16 protein-coding genes are annotated in these 18,247 nt (G+C 64.7%); 5 read left to right on the top strand and 11 right to left on the bottom strand.

Annotation, left to right across the window (positions count from 1 at the left end):
• Nucleotides 1-13: 13 nt before the first annotated feature.
• From IQ16_RS11550 to IQ16_RS11535, 4 genes are all read right to left on the bottom strand, one after another.
• Nucleotides 14-448, bottom strand: a complete 435-nt coding sequence (locus IQ16_RS11550) for a DUF1801 domain-containing protein (protein WP_026311775.1) — start codon at nucleotides 446-448, stop codon at nucleotides 14-16.
• A 47-nt stretch (nucleotides 449-495) separates the two neighbouring features.
• A complete protein-coding gene (locus tag IQ16_RS11545) occupies nucleotides 496-2,262 on the bottom strand; it encodes an adenylate/guanylate cyclase domain-containing protein (RefSeq protein ID WP_018641570.1) in 1,767 nt (588 codons plus the stop codon).
• A gap of 116 nt (nucleotides 2,263-2,378) precedes the next feature.
• On the bottom strand, nucleotides 2,379-2,651 hold the full coding sequence (locus IQ16_RS11540; protein WP_018641571.1) for a DUF2312 domain-containing protein: 273 nt from the start codon (nucleotides 2,649-2,651) through the stop codon (nucleotides 2,379-2,381).
• A 231-nt stretch (nucleotides 2,652-2,882) separates the two neighbouring features.
• Entirely contained in the window at nucleotides 2,883-3,188 is a 306-nt protein-coding gene (locus IQ16_RS11535; protein WP_018641572.1) for a DUF1244 domain-containing protein, read from the bottom strand.
• Between the two features lie 165 nt (nucleotides 3,189-3,353).
• On the opposite strand from IQ16_RS11535, the gene IQ16_RS11530 reads away from it, so the two are divergent.
• Nucleotides 3,354-3,935 carry a DUF1036 domain-containing protein gene (locus IQ16_RS11530; protein WP_018641573.1) on the top strand — a complete coding sequence of 194 codons (582 nt, stop codon included), beginning with the start codon at nucleotides 3,354-3,356 and terminating at the stop codon, nucleotides 3,933-3,935.
• Nucleotides 3,932-5,368: a pyruvate kinase gene (gene pyk, locus IQ16_RS11525; protein ID WP_018641574.1), complete on the top strand. Its 1,437-nt coding sequence runs from the start codon at nucleotides 3,932-3,934 to the stop codon at nucleotides 5,366-5,368. Before IQ16_RS11530 ends, pyk begins: the two co-directional genes overlap by 4 nt.
• Before the next feature lie 151 nt (nucleotides 5,369-5,519).
• On the opposite strand, the gene IQ16_RS11520 is transcribed toward pyk, so the two are convergent.
• Nucleotides 5,520-6,200, bottom strand: coding sequence for a TetR/AcrR family transcriptional regulator (locus IQ16_RS11520; RefSeq protein ID WP_026311776.1), 681 nt, complete (start codon nucleotides 6,198-6,200; stop codon nucleotides 5,520-5,522).
• 268 nt (nucleotides 6,201-6,468) lie between these two features.
• Here IQ16_RS11520 and IQ16_RS11515 point away from each other — a divergent pair, with 268 nt between their 5' ends.
• The gene (locus tag IQ16_RS11515; protein ID WP_018641575.1) at nucleotides 6,469-7,452 is read left to right on the top strand and encodes a phosphatase PAP2 family protein; all 984 of its coding nucleotides are present in this window, start codon (nucleotides 6,469-6,471) and stop codon (nucleotides 7,450-7,452) included.
• A gap of 501 nt (nucleotides 7,453-7,953) precedes the next feature.
• On the opposite strand, the gene IQ16_RS11510 is transcribed toward IQ16_RS11515, so the two are convergent.
• The gene (locus IQ16_RS11510) at nucleotides 7,954-8,118 is read right to left on the bottom strand and encodes a Flp family type IVb pilin (protein ID WP_018641576.1); all 165 of its coding nucleotides are present in this window, start codon (nucleotides 8,116-8,118) and stop codon (nucleotides 7,954-7,956) included.
• Nucleotides 8,119-8,407: 289 nt separating this feature from the next.
• Between IQ16_RS11510 and IQ16_RS11505 the strand changes: the two genes are divergently transcribed.
• Nucleotides 8,408-9,880: a hypothetical protein gene (locus IQ16_RS11505; protein WP_145831468.1), complete on the top strand. Its 1,473-nt coding sequence runs from the start codon at nucleotides 8,408-8,410 to the stop codon at nucleotides 9,878-9,880.
• Between the two features lie 73 nt (nucleotides 9,881-9,953).
• On the opposite strand, the gene IQ16_RS11500 is transcribed toward IQ16_RS11505, so the two are convergent.
• Nucleotides 9,954-11,726 (bottom strand): DUF6798 domain-containing protein, encoded by a 1,773-nt coding sequence (locus IQ16_RS11500; RefSeq protein ID WP_018641578.1) that lies wholly within the window; start codon nucleotides 11,724-11,726, stop codon nucleotides 9,954-9,956.
• Between the two features lie 370 nt (nucleotides 11,727-12,096).
• A complete protein-coding gene (locus tag IQ16_RS11495) occupies nucleotides 12,097-12,417 on the bottom strand; it encodes a BA14K family protein (protein WP_018641579.1) in 321 nt (106 codons plus the stop codon).
• A 283-nt stretch (nucleotides 12,418-12,700) separates the two neighbouring features.
• Here IQ16_RS11495 and IQ16_RS11490 point away from each other — a divergent pair, with 283 nt between their 5' ends.
• Complete coding sequence (locus IQ16_RS11490; protein ID WP_080648021.1) at nucleotides 12,701-13,576, top strand: alpha/beta fold hydrolase; 876 nt, start codon at nucleotides 12,701-12,703, stop codon at nucleotides 13,574-13,576.
• A 93-nt stretch (nucleotides 13,577-13,669) separates the two neighbouring features.
• Here the strand turns inward: IQ16_RS11490 and IQ16_RS11485 are convergent, their stop codons facing one another.
• The 3 genes from IQ16_RS11485 to tilS form a co-directional block, all read right to left on the bottom strand.
• Nucleotides 13,670-14,107 (bottom strand): YybH family protein, encoded by a 438-nt coding sequence (locus tag IQ16_RS11485; RefSeq protein WP_035665871.1) that lies wholly within the window; start codon nucleotides 14,105-14,107, stop codon nucleotides 13,670-13,672.
• Between the two features lie 836 nt (nucleotides 14,108-14,943).
• Nucleotides 14,944-16,866: an ATP-dependent zinc metalloprotease FtsH gene (gene ftsH / locus IQ16_RS11480; protein ID WP_018641582.1), complete on the bottom strand. Its 1,923-nt coding sequence runs from the start codon at nucleotides 16,864-16,866 to the stop codon at nucleotides 14,944-14,946.
• Nucleotides 16,867-17,134: 268 nt separating this feature from the next.
• Nucleotides 17,135-18,220 (bottom strand): tRNA lysidine(34) synthetase TilS, encoded by a 1,086-nt coding sequence (gene tilS / locus IQ16_RS11475; protein ID WP_018641583.1) that lies wholly within the window; start codon nucleotides 18,218-18,220, stop codon nucleotides 17,135-17,137.
• Nucleotides 18,221-18,247 lie beyond the last annotated feature (27 nt).

Raw genomic sequence — 18,247 nt, 5'->3', positions numbered from 1 at the left:
CCGGGCTACAGGTTCACAGCATCTCTTTCGCTTTCCCGCCCCGCCGATCCAGATGATAGGTCAGCGCCAGCGACAAGCAGACGGCAAGCTCCCGCTTTTGCAATTTGCCCGCCACCGGCAGCAGCAGTGCCCTGGTCTGCCGGTACTCGAACTGATCTGGAAAGCGCTCGCGAAAGCTGTCGACCAGCGTCGTCCTGCAGTTGAACAGAATGGCGGCGTGTTCGGAGTCCTTCAGGCGGCCGAGCCTGATCGTTGAGCCGCTGCCCGTCTCTTCGGTCAGATAGGCGGGCTCGCCCCATTTCAGGGTTTCGCTGAGCCGGCCGACCTCCTCATGCACTGCCGCGGTCGCAAAGATCAGATCGCGCACCTGAAGGAGCCGCTTGCGCATCGGCGCCGGAAAGGCGTCGAAGGCCCGGCTCACCTCGCGCGGCAATATCGGCTCGGTCACGGTCTCGCTCTCGATGGATCGGCAATCGGTCTCCGCCGTGCGCCAGATCAAGTCGGCAGGCCTGCCCGAAGAAGGCCTGCCTCATAGCGCTGACGATCGACCTCCCGCTTATAATGCTGGGTGGAAAGATGATTGGCGACGGAAAATGCCGGCTCACGCTTGAGAACTTCGGCCGCGTGCGCGCCGGCAGCCACTGCATTGCCCATCTGCGCGAAGATCCCGGCGAGGAACGCATGATGGGTGTGATCGGGGCGTGAGATCCGCGAGAAGGCTTCGGCGGCTTCGGCGTATTTCTCGGCACAGTAATAGGCACGCCCGAGATGGCTCCAGAATCGTTCCGGGTGATACGGGTTGAGCCGCATCGCCTTCTTGATCCAGTCGATGCCCTCCTCCGGCCTCCCCAGCCAGGTCAGCAGTTCGCCCTGCTGCACCACCACGAGGTCATAATTCGGGTTGAGCGCGAGCGCGCGTTCCTGATGGTAAGTGGCCTTATCATGATCGTCGCGGTTCAGATTGAGTGCCGCGAGGATGCGGTGGACGTCGCTGTCATTGTCGTCGAGGCCCAGCGCGGTTTCCAGCTCTGAAGCCACCTGCTCAAAGGTAGCGTCGCGATCCGCGCACCAGCTATAGACCCAGGTCTGGCCCAGGACGCACGCCTTCCACGCATGCGCGTGAGCATAATTCGCGTCGAGTTCGAGCGCCCGGTTGAGCAGAAGCTGCGCCCGCGCATTGTCTTCGCGATTGGAGCGATGGTGCAAAACCTTTGCGGCCAGCACGCATTCATAGGCCGCCATGTTGTCCGTCGGCTTGCGGTTCGCCCGATCGTGCGTCGCCGCCTCGACACGGCCGGGCAACGTGGCGGCGATCGCACGCGTCATCTCGTCCTGGATGGCGAAGATGTCCTTGAGCTCGCCGTCATAGCGCTCGGCCCAGATATGCCGATCCGTCTCCGCATCGATCAGCTGCACGGTGACGCGGACGCGATCCCCGGCCTTTCGGACGCTGCCCTCGATGACGTAGTCGACACCGAATTCGCGGCCAACGTCCTGTACCTTGACCGACTTTCCCTTGTACACGAAGGTCGAGTTGCGCGAGATCACCAGCAGGTCGTGGAAGCGGGAAAGCTCGGTGATGATGTCCTCGGTCAAACCGTCCGCAAAGAACTCCTGCTCCGGATCGCCGCTCATGTTGGCGAAGGGCAGCACGGCGATGGACGGCTTCTTCGACTTGCCGGTCGACTTTGCAGCGGCCGTCGTGCCGGCTGGCGCGCTTGCCGACCCATCCTCCAATCGAATCCTGTAGACGCGGATGGCGCGCGCGATGTTCTTGACGTTCTGCTCGCCGATATCTTCGAACGCGACACCATCGAGGCGCTCGCCCAGCTGGTCACGCACCGCGCTGGAGATGCAGATGCCTCCAGGCTCGGCCAGGGCCTCCAACCGTGCCGCGACGTTGACACCGTCGCCGAAGATGTCGTTCTGGTCGACGATCACATCGCCCAGATTGATACCGATGCGGAATTGGATCCATCGCGGCGGCGGGACATCGGCGTTGCGGCGCCCCATCCGGCTCTGAATTTCAGCAGCGCACAACACGGCGTCGACGACGCTATGGAATTCGACGAGCAGTCCGTCGCCCGTCGTCTTGATGATGCGGCCGTGATTTTTGGCAATCGCCGGATCGATGAGCTCGATCCGGTGGGTCTTGAGGCGCGCGAGCGTGCCACCCTCGTCGACCTCCATCAGCCGACTAAAGCCGACCATGTCAGCCGCGAGGACCGCGGCGAGCCTGCGCTCTGGTCCAGGCACATCCATAGCTCGGTCCCTTCACCGAGCATTCTAGCAGACGAGCCGATTTTGCCCAAGCGCGGGCCTCCGCAAATTGCGGCCCGGCGAGGTACTCTTACGGGTGAGGCGCGGTCCCGTCGCCTTCAGAGCATCCCCAGCGCCTGCATGTAGGTCTCGAGGATGGTCTCGGCCTCGGCGCGTTCGTTGGGGTCCTGCTTGCGCAGGCGCACGATGGTGCGCAGCGCCTTGACGTCATAGCCGTTGCCCTTGCTCTCGGCATAGACGTCGCGAATGTCGTCGGAGATCGCCTTCTTCTCTTCCTCCAGCCGCTCGATGCGCTCGATGATGGATTTGAGCTGGTCCTTGGCAAATTTCGTCGCGGGCTCATCGTCGCGGACGGCGGCGGAGGTGGCCATCTTGGTACTCCCAATGGAACTGGCAAAACGAGGCGACGCCGGCATCCACCGCGCGTGCTGGCAAAACCCTTAGGGTTCGTCCCCCCTGCGTTCAAGCAAGCATCGCGCTCGTCCACAGCGCGCCCACAGGAGATGACGTCGTCATTCCGGGGCGCCCGAAGGGTGAACCCCGAATCTCGAGATTCCGGGTTCGATGCTTTGCATCGCCCCGGAATGACGGAACGAAATTACTCAATGCCCGTGCGGATGGACCTTCTTCATCGCCTCGAGCTGCTCGGGCGTGGCCGTGCCCTGGTGCTTCGCCTTCCAGGCCTCGTAGGGCATGCCGTAGACGGCCTCCCGGCTCTCGTCCTTGCTCAAGGCGACCCCTTGCGCGTCTGCGGCGTCCTTGAGCCAGTTGGACAGGCAATTGCGGCAGAAGCCGGCCAGATTCATCAGGTCGATGTTCTGGACGTCCGTGCGGCTCCGCAAATGATCGACCAGGCGCCGGAAAGCGGCCGCCTCGAGCTCCGTTCTGGTTTTGTCGTCGATTGCCATAGCTGGATCCCTCGGCTGGCCGTTAGACATCGTCACCCTTACGGGATCAGGTGGGGTCCTGTCACAGATTTTGCCATATCGCGGTGCAAACGGGCCAAAGCGCGGCCTGGGGCAGTTCCCGGCCCTACGCCAAATCGTCAATGATCTGGTATAGCTTCCGCAACAATGATTGCCGAATCTCCCCGCTTCCCGCTTCGCCTGCTCGCCCGGTTGGTCCCGGTGCTGGCGGTCGCGCTGCTGTGCCTCTGGGCCAGCCCGGCCTCCGCCGATTTCCGCCTCTGCAACAACACCTCGAGCCGGGTCGGCATCGCGCTCGGCTACAAGGATGCCGAAGGCTGGACCACGGAGGGCTGGTGGAACATCTCGTCCCGCTCCTGCGAGACGCTGCTGCGGGGCACGCTGGTCGCCCGCTATTACTACATCTACGCCATCGACTATGACCGCGGCGGCGAATGGTCGGGCCAGGCCTTCATGTGCTCGCGCGACAAGGAGTTCACCATCCGCGGCACCGAGGACTGCCTGGCACGCGGCTATGACCGCACCGGCTATTTCGAGGTCGATACCGGCGAGCAGCGCGCCTGGACGGTGCAGCTCACCGATGCCAACGAACAGCCGGCGCAGCAGCGCGTGCCTGGCCTGCCCGGACCGGTTGGCCCGGGCGGCGTTCCGGGTTTGCCCAATGTCCCGCCCGGTGCTACGCCCCCGGGCTCGCCCGGCCTGCCACCCCCTTCCGGAAATAAGCCATGAGGCGTCTTCGCCGTATCAAGATTCTTGCGACCCTGGGACCTGCCTCTTCAGACCTCGCAATGATCCGCCGCCTGTTCGAGGCCGGCGCCGACCTGTTCCGCATCAATATGAGCCACACCCCGCATGACAAGATGCGGGAGCTGGTGGCGACGATCCGCAATGTCGAGAGCAGCTACGGCCGCCCGATCGGCATCCTGGTCGACCTTCAGGGCCCCAAGCTCCGGCTCGGCGCCTTCGCCGAAGGCGCGGTCCAGCTCCAGAACGGGCAGACCTTTACCCTCGATTCCGACAAGGCGCCGGGCGATGCCACCCGCGTCAACCTTCCGCATCCGGAGATCCTGGCCGCGCTCAGGCCCGGCCATGCCCTGCTGCTCGACGACGGCAAGGTGCGGCTGATCGCGGAGGAGACCTCGAAGGAGCACGCGGTGACGCGCGTCGTGGTCGGCGGCAAGATGAGCGACCGCAAGGGCGTCAGCCTGCCCGACACCGACCTGCCGGTCTCGGCGATGACGCCGAAGGACCGCGCCGACCTCGAGGCGGCGCTCGTGACCGGCGTCGACTGGATCGCGCTGTCCTTCGTGCAGCGCGCCGACGACGTGATCGAGGCCAAGAAGATGATCCGCGGCCGCGCCGCCGTGATGGCCAAGATCGAGAAGCCGCAGGCGATCGACCGCCTCGCCGACATCATCGAGGCCTCCGATGCGCTGATGGTGGCGCGCGGCGACCTCGGCGTCGAGCTGCCGCTGGAGCGCGTGCCGAGCCTGCAGAAACAGATGACGCGGATGGCGCGCCGCGCCGGCAAGCCGGTGGTGATCGCGACCCAGATGCTGGAGTCGATGATCCAGTCGCCGGTGCCGACCCGCGCCGAAGTCTCCGACGTCGCCACCGCCGTCTATGAGGGCGCCGACGCCATCATGCTGTCGGCGGAATCGGCGGCCGGCAAATTCCCGGTCGAGGCGGTCTCGACCATGAACCGCATCGGCGAGGAGGTCGAGCGCGACCCGACCTATCGTTCGGTCATCACCGCGCAGCGCCCGGCGCCGGAATCCACCGCAGGCGATGCCATCGCCGACGCCGCGCGGCAGATCGCCGAGACGCTGGACCTGCCGGCCCTGATCTGCTGGACCAGCTCGGGCTCGACCGCCGTGCGCGTGGCGCGCGAGCGGCCGAAGCCGCCGGTCGTGGCGATCACGCCGAACATCACCGCCGGCCGCCGGCTCGCCGTCGTCTGGGGCGTTCATTGCGTGGTGGCGGAGGACGCGCGCGACCAGGACGACATGGTCAGCCGCGCCGGCCAGATCGCGTTCCGGGACGGTTTCGTCCGCGCCGGCCAGCGCGTGATCATCGTCGCCGGCGTGCCGCTCGGCATCCCCGGCACCACCAACATGGTGCGCATCGCCTCGGTCGGCCCCGAGGGCGACGCCAACATTTAGGCCCCGCCAGCGCGGCCAAACAAAAAAGTCGGAAAACAACCCCATGCACAGTAGCCGGCCGGTCCGGCTGATAGGCTGGGGTTTCACGAAAAGGCACGCTCAGGCAATGACCTGAGTGCGATCGGGGCGCGACCTGTGTCGCTACGCGATTTTACGCCCCAACCAGCGCCTTCGTGGTCGGCAGCAGCGTCTGCTGGACCACGAGGCCACGGGCGCGGGCGTCCATGACGCCGACGGCGCGCAGCGCCAGCAGCGTCACGGTCTGCACCGCATCGCGCATCTTGACGGGATCTTCGAGATTGTCGGGCGCGAGCGGCCCGACCAGAGCCTCATGCAGCGCCCCCAGCAGCGCGGTGGCGGCAAGCGCGGTATCCTGCGCCGGCAGATGACCGGCACGCACGGCCGCATCGATCCTCGCGGCGATCTCGCCAGCGATCTCGCGCCGGCTGGCAAGCCGGGAGGCGCTGACGTCGACATCAACAGGCTCGGCCAGGATGCCCCAGGCCAGCCGCCGCTGCGACAGGGTATGGACCGCCACCGTGGTGACCGCGGCCGCGAGTGCCGAGGACGGCCCCGGCGCGGCGTCGGCCGCCCGGCGGATCGCCGCGAGCTCGTCGCGGGAGACCTCGGCGATCAATTCGGAGATCAGCTCGGCCTTGGAGGGGAAGTAGCGGTAGACCGTGCCGGCCGCGACATTGGCCCGGACCGCGACCGGCGCGATCTGCACCGCCGCCATTCCGCCTTCCGCCGCCGCCTCCCGCGCCGCCGCCAGTATCGCACTGCGCCGCGCCGCAAGGCGCTTAACCACTTGATGCGTCCGCCGATAAACCATGGCGCGCTTCCTGTCCCACACACGCCGTCCGCACACCCCGCGGCCGAACGCTTCGTCACGCAATTTGCTGCAAATCGCCCCGCAAGGACTGAACAACTATTCAGGGGGGATGACAAGATGCATTTGCGTAAAGCGTCACGCCAAAGCCGCAGGCGACAAATGCGCAAAGTGCGAGTGCCGGTTGATAGACGGCTAACCACGATTGTTACCGTCATCTTAAAGCAGGTCCGCGACCTTACCGCCGACTGCGATCCTAGCTCGGTGCAGCATGCTCGATTCGGACGCCCGAACCGCCTGGCGGCTCTTCCACCTGAACTGGCTTCCCATCGTTGCCATGGGCGGCCTGCTGGCGATCGGCCTCCCCGCGACCGGTCTGAGCCTCGAGCCCGTCGCCTACAGCATCACGCTGGCGATCGCGGCCATCCTGGTCGGCATCGCCTGTGGCCACCAGCTGACCAAGGGCGAGCTTGCCGATCCGAAGCTGGTGTTCTCACTCGGCACGATCGGACAGGTCATTCTCACCTGCGCCATCGTCGGACCGCTGAGCTATGTCGCGGGCAAGCTGAACTGGCCGCTCCAGGACGAGGCGCTGCTGGCGATCGACCGCGCGCTCGGGCTCGATCCCGAACCGATCGCGCGTTACATCAACGACCATCCCTGGCTCGCAGACGTCCTCGCGCGCGGCTACGGACTGATCAAATGGCCGCTGCTCGGCGTTCCCGTCGTGCTGACGCTGACCGCACGCTATGTGCGACTGCAGGTGTTCATGCTCGCGATGAGCTTCGCGCTCGCGGTGACCATTGCGATCTCCGCAATGGTACCGGCGATCGGCACCTATTACGGGCTGCAATTGCCGGCCGCGCATTTCCCCGAGATCAACACCGCGGTCTATGCCGGGCAGCTGCGCGACATCCTCGCGCTACGCGACGGCAGCCTGCACGAGCTGCGGCTGTTCTTCCTCTCCGGCATCGTCTCGTTTCCGAGCTTTCACGCCGCATCCGCCGTGCTCTACATGTGGGCGCTGTGGCCGGTGCGCGGCATCGGCGGCATCGCGGCCGCGCTCAACCTGTTGATGATCGCGGCGACGCCGGCGATCGGCGCGCATTACCTCATCGACGTCGCCGGCGGCATCGCGCTTGCCGCAGCGTCGATTTGGGTGACGAAGCTTTGTGTTGAACGGCTCGGCCGCGCGGCACCTGCGTCCGCCGAACCTGCGCTGCCGCCAGTGTGGCAGCCCAGCCTCGCGGAATAGCGGGGCACTCGTCGCCATCACAAGCACGCTGCCGTAGCGTGGGCAAAGGCGCATAGCGCCGTGCCCACCATCTCTCTGCAACTGAGATCGAAGTGACGGCACGCTGACACTTCCTCGTCATTGCGAGCGCAGCGAAGCAATCCAGAGTCTTTCCGCGGAGGCAGTCTGGATTGCTTCGCTGCGCTCGCAATGACGTTGGGGCTGCACTGTGCCACGTGCTCATGATGGTGGGCACGCTTCCGCCTTCGCTCTTCGAGCTACGGCGGACAAGTCGCTTTGCCCACCCTACGAGCTTCAATTCCGTCATCCTGAGGTGCTCGCGTAGCGAGCCTCGAAGGATGAACGGCCGAGATGCAGCCGGGCCGTCGCCCTTCGAGGGCCGCTCCGCGGCCACCTCAGGGTGACGGTGATGAATGCGCGGGCTCGGAAATGATGGCGTGCGCCCAAAAGAAAAGAGCCCCGTCGAAGACGAGGCTCTCAGAATTCCCAGGTCGTCCGAGCTTACTTGAGGCTGGACGAGATCGAGCCGAACTTGGTGTTCAGCGTGCTGCCGAGGTTGTTGACGACGGTGATGATCGCGAGCGCGATGCCGGCAGCGATCAGGCCGTATTCGATCGCGGTGGCGCCGGATTCATCCTTCACGAAACGCGCAACGAGGTTCTTCATAGAGTGCTCCCAAAAAGTACACAAGGCTACAAGTGGTCTGGTCTCTTCGGCTTCCCAGCGCCGCCCGACCATGGAACCGAACCTAGGGACAAAGAATTGCGCCGCAGTTAATTCGACTGCGGAAACAAACAGCGGTTTGCGAGTATTCGCCGATGGTAAACCGGAATTGAAAACAATCCGTTAAATTGTAACGACATCGCACAGTCGCCGCGGTTTACCCGAAGTTATGACCGACGTGGTCGAATGCCGCTTGCCAATCCGACAAGAACAAGCAGGACGACGAGGCGGCATGTCCCTTTCCTTTGAGAGCAGCATCGCAGTACAGAACCGCGCGCGTGCGCTGGTGCCGCTCTGCGTCGGAGCGGGTGCGTATCTCTTCTTTCTCTGTGTCGGCGATACGCTGCTTCAGGACTCCGACTCGTTCTGGCAGATCAAGATCGGGCAATGGATTCTCGACCACCACGCCCTCCCCACCACCGACTTCTATTCCTTCACGCGGCCCGGGGCGCCCTGGGTTTCGACGTCATGGTTGTCGCAGGTCGCGTTCGCGCTGTCCTATACGCAATGGGGCTGGGCCGGCCCGGTGATCCTCACCGCGGCCGCGGTCGCATTGTCGGCAGCGATCCTCATCTATCTGCTCGACGCGCATCTGGAGATGCCGCGCTCGGTGCTGTTCGCGATGCTGGCGGTCGTGCTGTCGCTGCATCACATCCTGGCGCGGCCGCACATGCTGGCGCTGCCCGTGATGATCGCATGGGTCGGCATGCTGATGGCGGCAGCCGATCGCAAGGGCACGCCGTCATGGTATTGGCTGCCGCTGATGTCGCTGTGGGCGAACCTGCATGGCGGCTTCGTGCTGGGCCTCGCGCTGATCGGCCCGATGTCGTTCGTGGCGCTGTGGGGCCTGGAATCCGGCAAGCAGGTCCGGCTGCTGCTGCGCTGGTTCCTGTTCGGCGTTGCCGCGCTGGCCGCGTGCTGTGTCACGCCCTATGGCTGGCGCACATTGCTGGGTGCGACCAACATCCTCAATCTCGGCGAGCTGCTCACGGTCATTTCCGAATGGTCGCCGGCCAACTTCGCAACCTTCACCGCGTTCGAAGGCGCGCTGCTCGGCCTGATCGCGCTCGGGCTCTATCGCGGCCTGACACTGTCGCCGCCGCGCATCCTGATGATCCTGCTGCTGACCTGGATGGCGCTCGGCCATGTCCGGAGCATCGAGGCCTTTGCCTTCCTGGTGCCGCTGGTGCTGGCCAAGCCGCTCGGCGAGACATCGTCCCTGCAGCAAGCCGATGCGCAGACGGGTGAGAGCTGGCCTGCCCGGTACGTAACTGCAGCGGGCGCGTTGATGATCGTGGCAGCAAGCTGGACCTCGACCTCGATCTTCATGTCGCATCACCGCTTCACCTTCACGATGGACCAGACGCCGGTTGCGGCGACCGACCTGCTCGAGAAGCGTGGAGCGCAGCGCATCTTCAACGCCTACAGGTTCGGCGGCTACCTGATCGGGCGCGACATCCCGGTGTTCGTCGACGGCCGCGCCGAGCTCTATGGCGAGAAATTCGTGATGGACTTCTTCAAGGCGACCGAAGGGAAGAAGCCCGAGCTGCTGCCCCGCCTGCTCGAGGAGTACAAGATCGACGCAACGCTGCTGGCCGCCGATGCACCGGGGCCCCAGATCCTCGATCACCTCAAGGGCTGGAAGCGGATCTACACGGACAATATCGCGGTGATCCATGTGCGCGAGGACGCCACGGCTCCGTAACGATCCCATGCACGGACTGCGCGTCCATCGATCGCTGAGCTTGCCGCGCCGGCTCGCGAACGCGAGGCCCCGATCAACCGGGAGATCGCTCTGTCACCGACGAAGCATCCTTCCGCGCAGTCGGCTCGCTCGCGCCCGCGGAAAATACGCAGAGCCGCTTCGTTCGATAGAGAGCACCGCTCTGCGCGTCCGGGCCCTGGCAGATATCGATGACATAGCCGATGCCATTGCGCGACGCATAGGCGAGGCGCTCGTCGAGCGAATTCAGGCCGTCGACATCGGTCAACCTGCTTCGCCACGTCTGGTAATAGGACGGCATCCACATCGAGGTTCCGCCGCGCTTGTGATCGATCCAGACACGGCGGTGCGAGACGTATTCAAACACGCTGGCGCGATCGAGCGCCATGTCGGCGGTGCTCACCTCCGAGCCGTCAAGTCCCGGCCTCCTTGGGGTGAGGAACATGGCGTTCAAGGGCGTGTTGTTGCGCGCCCATGCGCCGACGGCGCCCCACTCTTCGATGGCCTCGTTGCAGATTCGGTTGAAGTTGAAGTCGGTTCGGATCGCGAACGGGTAGGCAACGAAAACAGTCGCGGCGAGCACCAGATGGCCCGTGGCGCGCTGATAGGATGGCGCAGGTCCCGATTCCATCGTTCGAAGCGCATACACCAGAGCGGCGACGACGAAGGCCAGGCTGCCCCAGCCGTCGAAGCTCAGGAACAGCACGATGAGACAGGTGGGAAGGAAAGTCGCATCCTTGCCTCGCCGCAACCACTTCGTCGCCAATGCTGCGATCGCAAGGCCGGCCAGAAGATGAATGACCGTGCTCGATCGCAGGAAATGAAGGTTGAGAATGAACGGCGATCGCGTGACGAAGGGAACGACGACGCCGATCAGATAGACCAGGATTGCGCCCACATAGGCCACCCGCAATTCCGCAGCGGTCTGCCTCAGCGCGAAAAACGCCAGCGCTCCGATGGCGGTGACGGCCAGGAGGCCCACGATTTCGCTCGGCGCCATCGAGTCGATCAGCATGTGGCCAGGAAAATACTGACGGAGGAAGTCGGCATAATCGATGCCGAACGGACGGCCGAACTCCGGATTGGCGAGGAAACCGTAAAGCACCGCGAAAGCCAACGGCAGACACAGGGCCAGGCCGATCAGCACCCGGGACGAGAGCTCGCCGATTGTCATGTTCCGCTGCAACAGGAAGTGTATCCCGATCAGCGCCAACGGCAGCACGAGCCAGACTGCAAAGAAGGCGTTGATGAAGAACGTGATCCCAACAGCAATCGCCGCCGCGGTGAAGCGGCCCCGGGCGGCAAAGTAGATCGCCAGCAGGGCCACACCATTCGCCATTTCCGAATGGGTGAAGGTGTTGATGAAGAGGCCACCGGAGCCGGCGTAGCTGTAGCCGTCGAGAAAGGCGACGAAGCAGAGGATCAGGCTGAAGACGATCCTGTCGCGTTGTTCCGTTATCCCCAGCAGCGAAGCGCAGCATAGAAATCCGACAAAGCTGAGCAGGCGGGACAGGAAGAACAGAACCAGGAACAGCAGCGGAACGTTGTCAAAGTATCGTTCGACGCCGCTCAGGATCAGCCAGACACCGGACGCGAAATAGCGCAGCGACTGGATGAACCGGTCATCCGCATATTGCGGCTCATTGTAGAGACCGGCAACGATCGGAAGATGATAGAGATTGTTGGTGAGACCGAAGACGAAACCCGTCCGCAACACCGACACCGCCGACGCGAAGACGGCGACCGAAAATATCTCGACCCAGAAATTCGAGGCGCCGACCGCGCGATCGCGGCCGATCATGTCAGAGGTGACGTTGACGTCTGCCATTCGAGTGCCGGTGAAAGCGACCGCTGCGGATCAGCCTCGGTTGAGCGCCGCGCCGGCCATCCGTCCTGAAAGCGCCCGCCCGGCTCGCAGAGCGATGAAGACGGACAGCAGCAGAGCTAAACCACAAACGCTAATGGCGGATGAATCGGCGTTCCAGAATTGGCACACCGGCTGATGGTAAATGCTGGGCTAAGGCCCGCGACACGATCGCCCCGGTTCGGAACAGCGATCGTAGGGTGGGCAAAGCGCTAGGCGTGCCCACCACGTCTGTCGCGACTGCCGAGAGATGGTGGGCACGGCGCAAGGGTGCCTTTGCCCACCCTACGGCTTGCTACGTCCTGCTATCCGGATCGGTGATCTGCGCGCCGCATTACCTGCAGGCATGGCGGCTGCCGTCGAAGCCCAGGTAGGTGCCCGTTGCCGGGTCGAAGGAACGATAGCGCTCGGCGCAAGACCGCGAGCTCTCCGCGCGAGCCACGACGTTGTCCACGCCTTGGGCAGGAGCTGCACCGTCCGGCAGCTCGAGGCCCAGCCGGCCTGCCGGTGTCACCGTGCCATTCAGGTTGCGATTGGGGTTCTCCGCCTCGTACGTATCCGGGTGGCTGCTTGCAAAGCCGGACTGCGCGTAAGCGGTGGTTGCGGTCAGGGCCGACAACAAGGCCACGGCAGCGAAAGTCTTGAATCCAGTCATGGTCGATCTCCATCATGGGCCGGTGCATCGTGCGGCCGGTGCGGCAGGAAGTGGATCGACATGGTGCGCCGGACAAGCTAGAGGCGCCCGATACGCGCGGCCCGACGCGATGTCGCCGTTCGAATGCAGAAAGAGTCGTTTGTTTGCGGAACGCGGCGAATGATCCATCTCCGCAGGGCCAGCGAGTTCTGCCGTGTTCACGTCTCGGTGCGACGCGGCCTCGAGACTGACGCGCCGGCGTCGCAATGCGCTAATATCCGACGATCGAACAGGAAGGCGCATCATGATAGTTCGCAATCTCTTCGCCGCATTGCTCATCGCCGTCTCGATCAGCACGGCGCACGCGGCACCGCGATGGCTGAACCTGCCGCCGACGCCGACCTTGCCCAAGGCGGCGCAGAGCGGCTTTGCGCCGGTCAACGGCATCAAGGTCTGGTACGCCGTGTTCGGCCGGGGCGAGCCCGTGCTGTTGCTGCATGGCGGTCTCGCCAACGCCAATTACTGGGGGCACCAGGTCCGCGCGCTGCAACGGCATTATCAGATCATCGTCATGGAGAGCCGCGGGCATGGGCGCAGCAGCCGCAACCAGGAGCCCTATGGCTACGATTTGATGGCCTCGGACGTGATCGGACTGCTCGACCACTTATCGATCAAGAAGGCGGCGATCGTCGGCTGGAGCGACGGCGCGATCATCGGCCTCGACATCGCCCTGAAGCATCCGGAGCGGGTGAGCAGGCTGTTCGCGTTTGCGGCGAACTCCGATCCGTCGGGCGTTGCCGACATCGCCTCAAATGACGTCTTCAATGCCTACATTGCGCGGGCGGGCGAAGAGTACAAGCGCCTCTCGCCGACGCCGACGCAGTACAAGAGCTTCGTCGACGAGATCACCAAGATGTGGGAGAGCCAGCCGAAATGGACGGCCTCGGACCTCGCGGCGATCAAGGTGCCGACCTGGATCGTGGACGGCGACCACGACGAGGCGATCAAGCGTGAGAACACCGAGTTCATGGCGGCGAACATTCCCGGCGCCGGCCTCTTGATCCAGCCGGAGGTCAGCCACTTCTCGTTCCTGCAGGATCCGGAGCAGTTCAACGAGGATGTGCTGCGTTTTCTGGGGCGTCGGGATGCGGGCGCGGCGCGGGGGGCCGCGGCCAGATGACGAGATCGTGGGGTGCAAGGCGTCGGCATGCCCACGCTTCCATCGCGTCCGGCAGGGCCACCGCCCCACCGGATCGATTTGGCCTCAATCACCCTAGTTGAAGGTTTGCAACCGCAATTTCAGCGATCCGTCGGCTTGGCGTTCGAATACGTGCATTGCTAAACCGCCGAGAGGAGAGGGCTTGCCCTCTTTGTCCTTGCCTGTGGCACTCCACTTGGCTGTGCCGAACACGACCTTGTCATCTCCGCCGGCATCGATCACCTCCAACTTGTGACCCGTCACACCGTTAGCGAAGAGTCCGTCAAAGAACTTCTCGATCTCCGCCGGACCCGATGCGACCTGATGTGTCGGCGGCATCAGTTTGGCCGTCGCCACATAGGAGGCACCGATGGCTTTTGCGTCGTGCTTGTTGAATGCGGCATCCCAGGCCGCGTAAGCCTTCTCCACGTCCCCCTTGGCGTCTGCGGCCAACGCAACTCCGGGCGCGCCGAGCAGGCAAAAGACTAATGCTGATGTTTGAGCCAACTTCATTGGATACTCCTCTGTTGGATTAACGTGCTTCACCCCCCAATCTTCTCGATTGCACAGTCAATCGATCCGGTCGTCTGCGGCGGATGCGCTTCCACCACCACGACGATATCGTCGCCGGTCCCGCTGTAGCCGGCTGTCGGTCGTTAGGGATGAGGTACAGGCGATGGCAAATTCAACGGCGCCATTCACCTTGGGAGTCCATATCGCGCGCAGTGACACCGCTCATGCAGCCGGTCACACATGCGCCGAATGCCAACCTATTCTGCGACGGACCATTCAAGATGGTCTTCGCTGGTTGCTGGAAGACTCCATCCAAAAGTTCGCGGAACAGCAATCCCGGGCAATTACCGTCAACAACGTTGACAAGCCGGTGTGCGAGGAAAGTGAAAACAGTCGGACATGGCATGCGTTCGTCGGCTGCCCGGATTCACACGCCCTGGCGCGTTAGCTGCGGCGACATCGCGAGCCACCGGGTCCGCGCGAAGCGCGGCCCGATGACAGGCTCCGCGAAGCAATCCAGCGTCTTTCCGCGGAGACATTTCTGGATTGCTTCGCTGCGCTCGCAATGACGGAATGTGTTGCGACGACACGCATCCCTCTCGTGTCCCGGACGCGCTGCAGCGTGCAACGCTGCTGCGCTGAGCCGGGACCCAGGAGGCGACACGGGAGGATGCGGAGATGTGGGCCCCGGCTCTGCAGCGCACCACGTCGCAAGGGCGACGCGCTGCGCTGCGTCCGGGGCACGAGACCGGAGTTTGAAGCGCAGCTGTATCAGCATCAGCCAACAAAAAACGCGGCGTTGCCGCCGCGTTTTTCAATTCACTATGCCGCTTGCATTACGCCTGCGGCTGCGGCTCCAGGCCGGGATCCGGATCGGGCCGCGGGCGCGACTTGCCGGCCGGGGGCACGGCGGAGGCGCGCGGGGTGGTCGGCTCGAGCACGGACTCGCGGTTCGGCTTCTTGCCCTTGAGCAGGTCGACGATCTCGTCGCCGGAGAGCGTTTCGAACTCGAGCAGGCCCTTGGCCAGGGCTTCGAGGTCGGCGTGCTTCTCGGTGAGGATGCGGGTCGCTTCCTTGTAGCCTTCCTCGACCAGACGGCGGATCTCGGAGTCGATCTTCTGCACGGTCGCTTCAGAGGCGTTCTGCGTGCGCGAGACCGACATGCCCAGGAACACCTCGTCCTGGTTCTCGCCATAGGAGACGGTGCCGAGCTCTTCCGACAGGCCCCAGCGCGTCACCATCATCCGGGCGAGGCGCGTGGCCTGCTCGATGTCGGAAGCTGCGCCCGAGGTCACTTTCTCGCGGCCGAAGATCAGCTCTTCGGCGACGCGGCCGCCCATCATGATGGCGAGGCGCGAGGTCATCTGCTCCAGGGACATCGACAGCTTGTCGCGCTCGGGCAGCTGCATGACCATGCCCAGCGCACGTCCGCGCGGAATGATGGTCGCCTTGTGGATCGGATCGGTCGCGGGCACGTTGAGGCCGACGATGGCGTGGCCGCCCTCGTGATAGGCCGTCAACAGCTTCTCTTCCTCGGTCATGACGAGCGACTTGCGCTCGGCGCCCATCATCACCTTGTCCTTGGCCTCCTCGAACTCGGCCTGCGTCACCATCCGCTTGTTGCGGCGGGCGGCGGTCAGGGCGGCCTCGTTGACGAGGTTCATCAGGTCGGCGCCGGAGAAGCCCGGGGTGCCGCGCGCGATGGTCTTGAGGTTGATATCGGGCGCCAGCGGCACCTTGCGGACGTGGACCTTGAGGATCTGCTCGCGGCCGACGACGTCGGGGTTCGGCACCACGACCTGACGGTCGAAGCGGCCCGGACGCAGCAGCGCGGGATCGAGCACGTCGGGACGGTTGGTCGCGGCGATCAGGATCACGCCCTCGTTGGCCTCGAAGCCGTCCATCTCGACCAGCAGCTGGTTCAGCGTCTGCTCGCGCTCGTCATTGCCGCCGCCGAGACCGGCGCCGCGGTGACGGCCGACGGCGTCGATTTCGTCGATGAAGATGATGCAGGGCGCGTTCTTCTTGGCCTGCTCGAACATGTCACGGACGCGGGATGCGCCGACGCCGACGAACATCTCGACGAAGTCCGAACCGGAGATGGTGAAGAAGGGCACGTTGGCTTCGCCCGCGACCGCACGCGCGATCAGGGTCTTACCGGTGCCGGGAGGGCCGACCAGCAGCACGCCGCGCGGAATGCGGCCGCCGAGGCGCTGGAATTTGCCGGGGTCGCGGAGGAATTCGACGATCTCCTGCAGGTCCTGCTTGGCCTCGTCGACGCCGGCGACGTCCTCGAAGGTGACGCGGCCATGCGCCTCGGTCAGCATTTTTGCACGCGACTTGCCAAAGCCCATGGCCTTGCCGGCGCCGCCCTGCATCTGCCGCGACAGGAAGATCCAGACACCGATCAACGCGATGAAGGGCAGCCAGGAGACCAGCAGCGACACGAACCAGGGCACGTTGTCGCCCGGCGGCTTCGCGGTGATCTGGACCTTGCTGTCATAGAGGCGCTTGACCAGCGTCGGGTCGTTCGGCGCATAGGTCTGGAAGCTGGAGCCGTTGGTGAAGGTGCCGTGGATGTCCGGGCCCTGGATCACGACGTCGCGCACATTGCCGCGGTCAACTTCGCTCAGCAGCTGGGAGAAGGCGATGTCCTGCGAGGAGGCGCGCTGACCCGGATTCTGGAAAAGCGTGAACAACGCCAACAGCAACAAGACAATGATGACCCAGAGGGCGAAGTTGCGCAGATTGGCGTTCATCGATCTTCCTTCGTGGTCGCGCGGATCGCGGCCCTGATCCTTCAGGAGTTACTCGACCCAGTGACTTGGGGCAATTCGAGGAAATCCCCAAGGAATCCTCATCGTTAGACGCATACAATTTAGGTGCCGCCCCGCCCGCTGCCAAGGGAACGAGATGGGACTATTTAGCCCATCTTAGAGCGATTCCCGCTGAAATAATGGCGCCGGAAGCCGGGTTTTTCCTGCCTGGTTAAGGTGTCCTGACGGCGGCATGCGGAAGCGGCCGGTGTCATGATCCGCCCTCATCCGCCCTTCTAGTCCCCTTTCGGGACCGCCGCACCGGCGCAGGCGCGATGTGGATACGCCCACCGGCAAGGCTGATCAAGGCTCCCGCAAGGGTCTGCTTCAGGACCGATCGGCCATTTGCGGCTGCGCGGGGGCCCAGAGCCAGGGCCTGATCGAGCACGGACAACAAAGTTTCGACCTTGCCGAGTTCCGCCGGCCCTTCATGGCCGAGGGCATTGATGGCGCGCAGCAGGAGGCGCAGGCGGACTTCCTCCGGCAGGAGGGCAAAGGCTTCGGCCTCGAAGCTGCGAACGCCCACCTGCGGCGCATCGCCGCGCGCCCGCAATTGAAGAAACCGGTCGGCGCCATCGACCAGCACCTCGACCGCCGCATTGGCGCGCGACAGCCTGCCCGCGAGCCGCGCAAGGCTCCTGCTGTCGCCGCCCTCGGCTGCGAGCTGCGGCAGCAGCGCGCGCAGCCGCGGCCGGGTGAAGGCCGTGTCGCGGTTGGTGGGATCGTCGGCGAAGGCGACTTTCGCCCGCTTCAAGGTCGCGATCAGCTGCGACTTCGGGATGTCGAGCAGCGGACGCGCCAGCACGATGCCGTCGCGCTCCGTCAGCTGTGCCATCGCCGACAGTCCTGCAAGCCCGCTGCCCCGAAGCATGCGCATCAGGAGGGTCTCGGCCTGGTCGTCGCGGGTGTGGGCGGTCACCACATGGCTCGCGCCGGCGGCGCGCGCCGCTTGCGTCAGCAGGCGGTAGCGCGCCTCGCGCGCGGCTGCAGGCAGTCCCGTCTTCGGCTTGGCGCCCCGCCAGCGCAGGGTCCGGTGCGGCAGGCCGAGCTCGGCCGCAAGCCGCTTGACCTCGCGCGCCTCGCGCGCCGCCTCCGGCCGCAGGCCGTGATCGACGGTGACAACGAGCAGACGAGGACCGCGCGAAAAACTGCGCTGCCAGCGCGCCGCGAGCCACATCAGCGCGACGGAGTCGGGCCCGCCGGAGACCGCGAGCACCAGGGCCGGCGCGCCGCGGAGGTCAGCGAAGAGTTGCTTCGCCGCGCGCGCCGAGATCGGTGAATTGTCGTCGTCTGACATGACGCTGCAATCGTCCACGGATGGATC

The organism is Bradyrhizobium huanghuaihaiense (genome assembly GCF_007830635.1).
In the GTDB taxonomy this organism is placed as follows: Bacteria; Pseudomonadota; Alphaproteobacteria; order Rhizobiales; family Xanthobacteraceae; genus Bradyrhizobium; species Bradyrhizobium huanghuaihaiense.
Note: the sequence above shows the minus strand (reverse complement) of the source record. Positions and strands in the feature narration are given on the sequence as shown.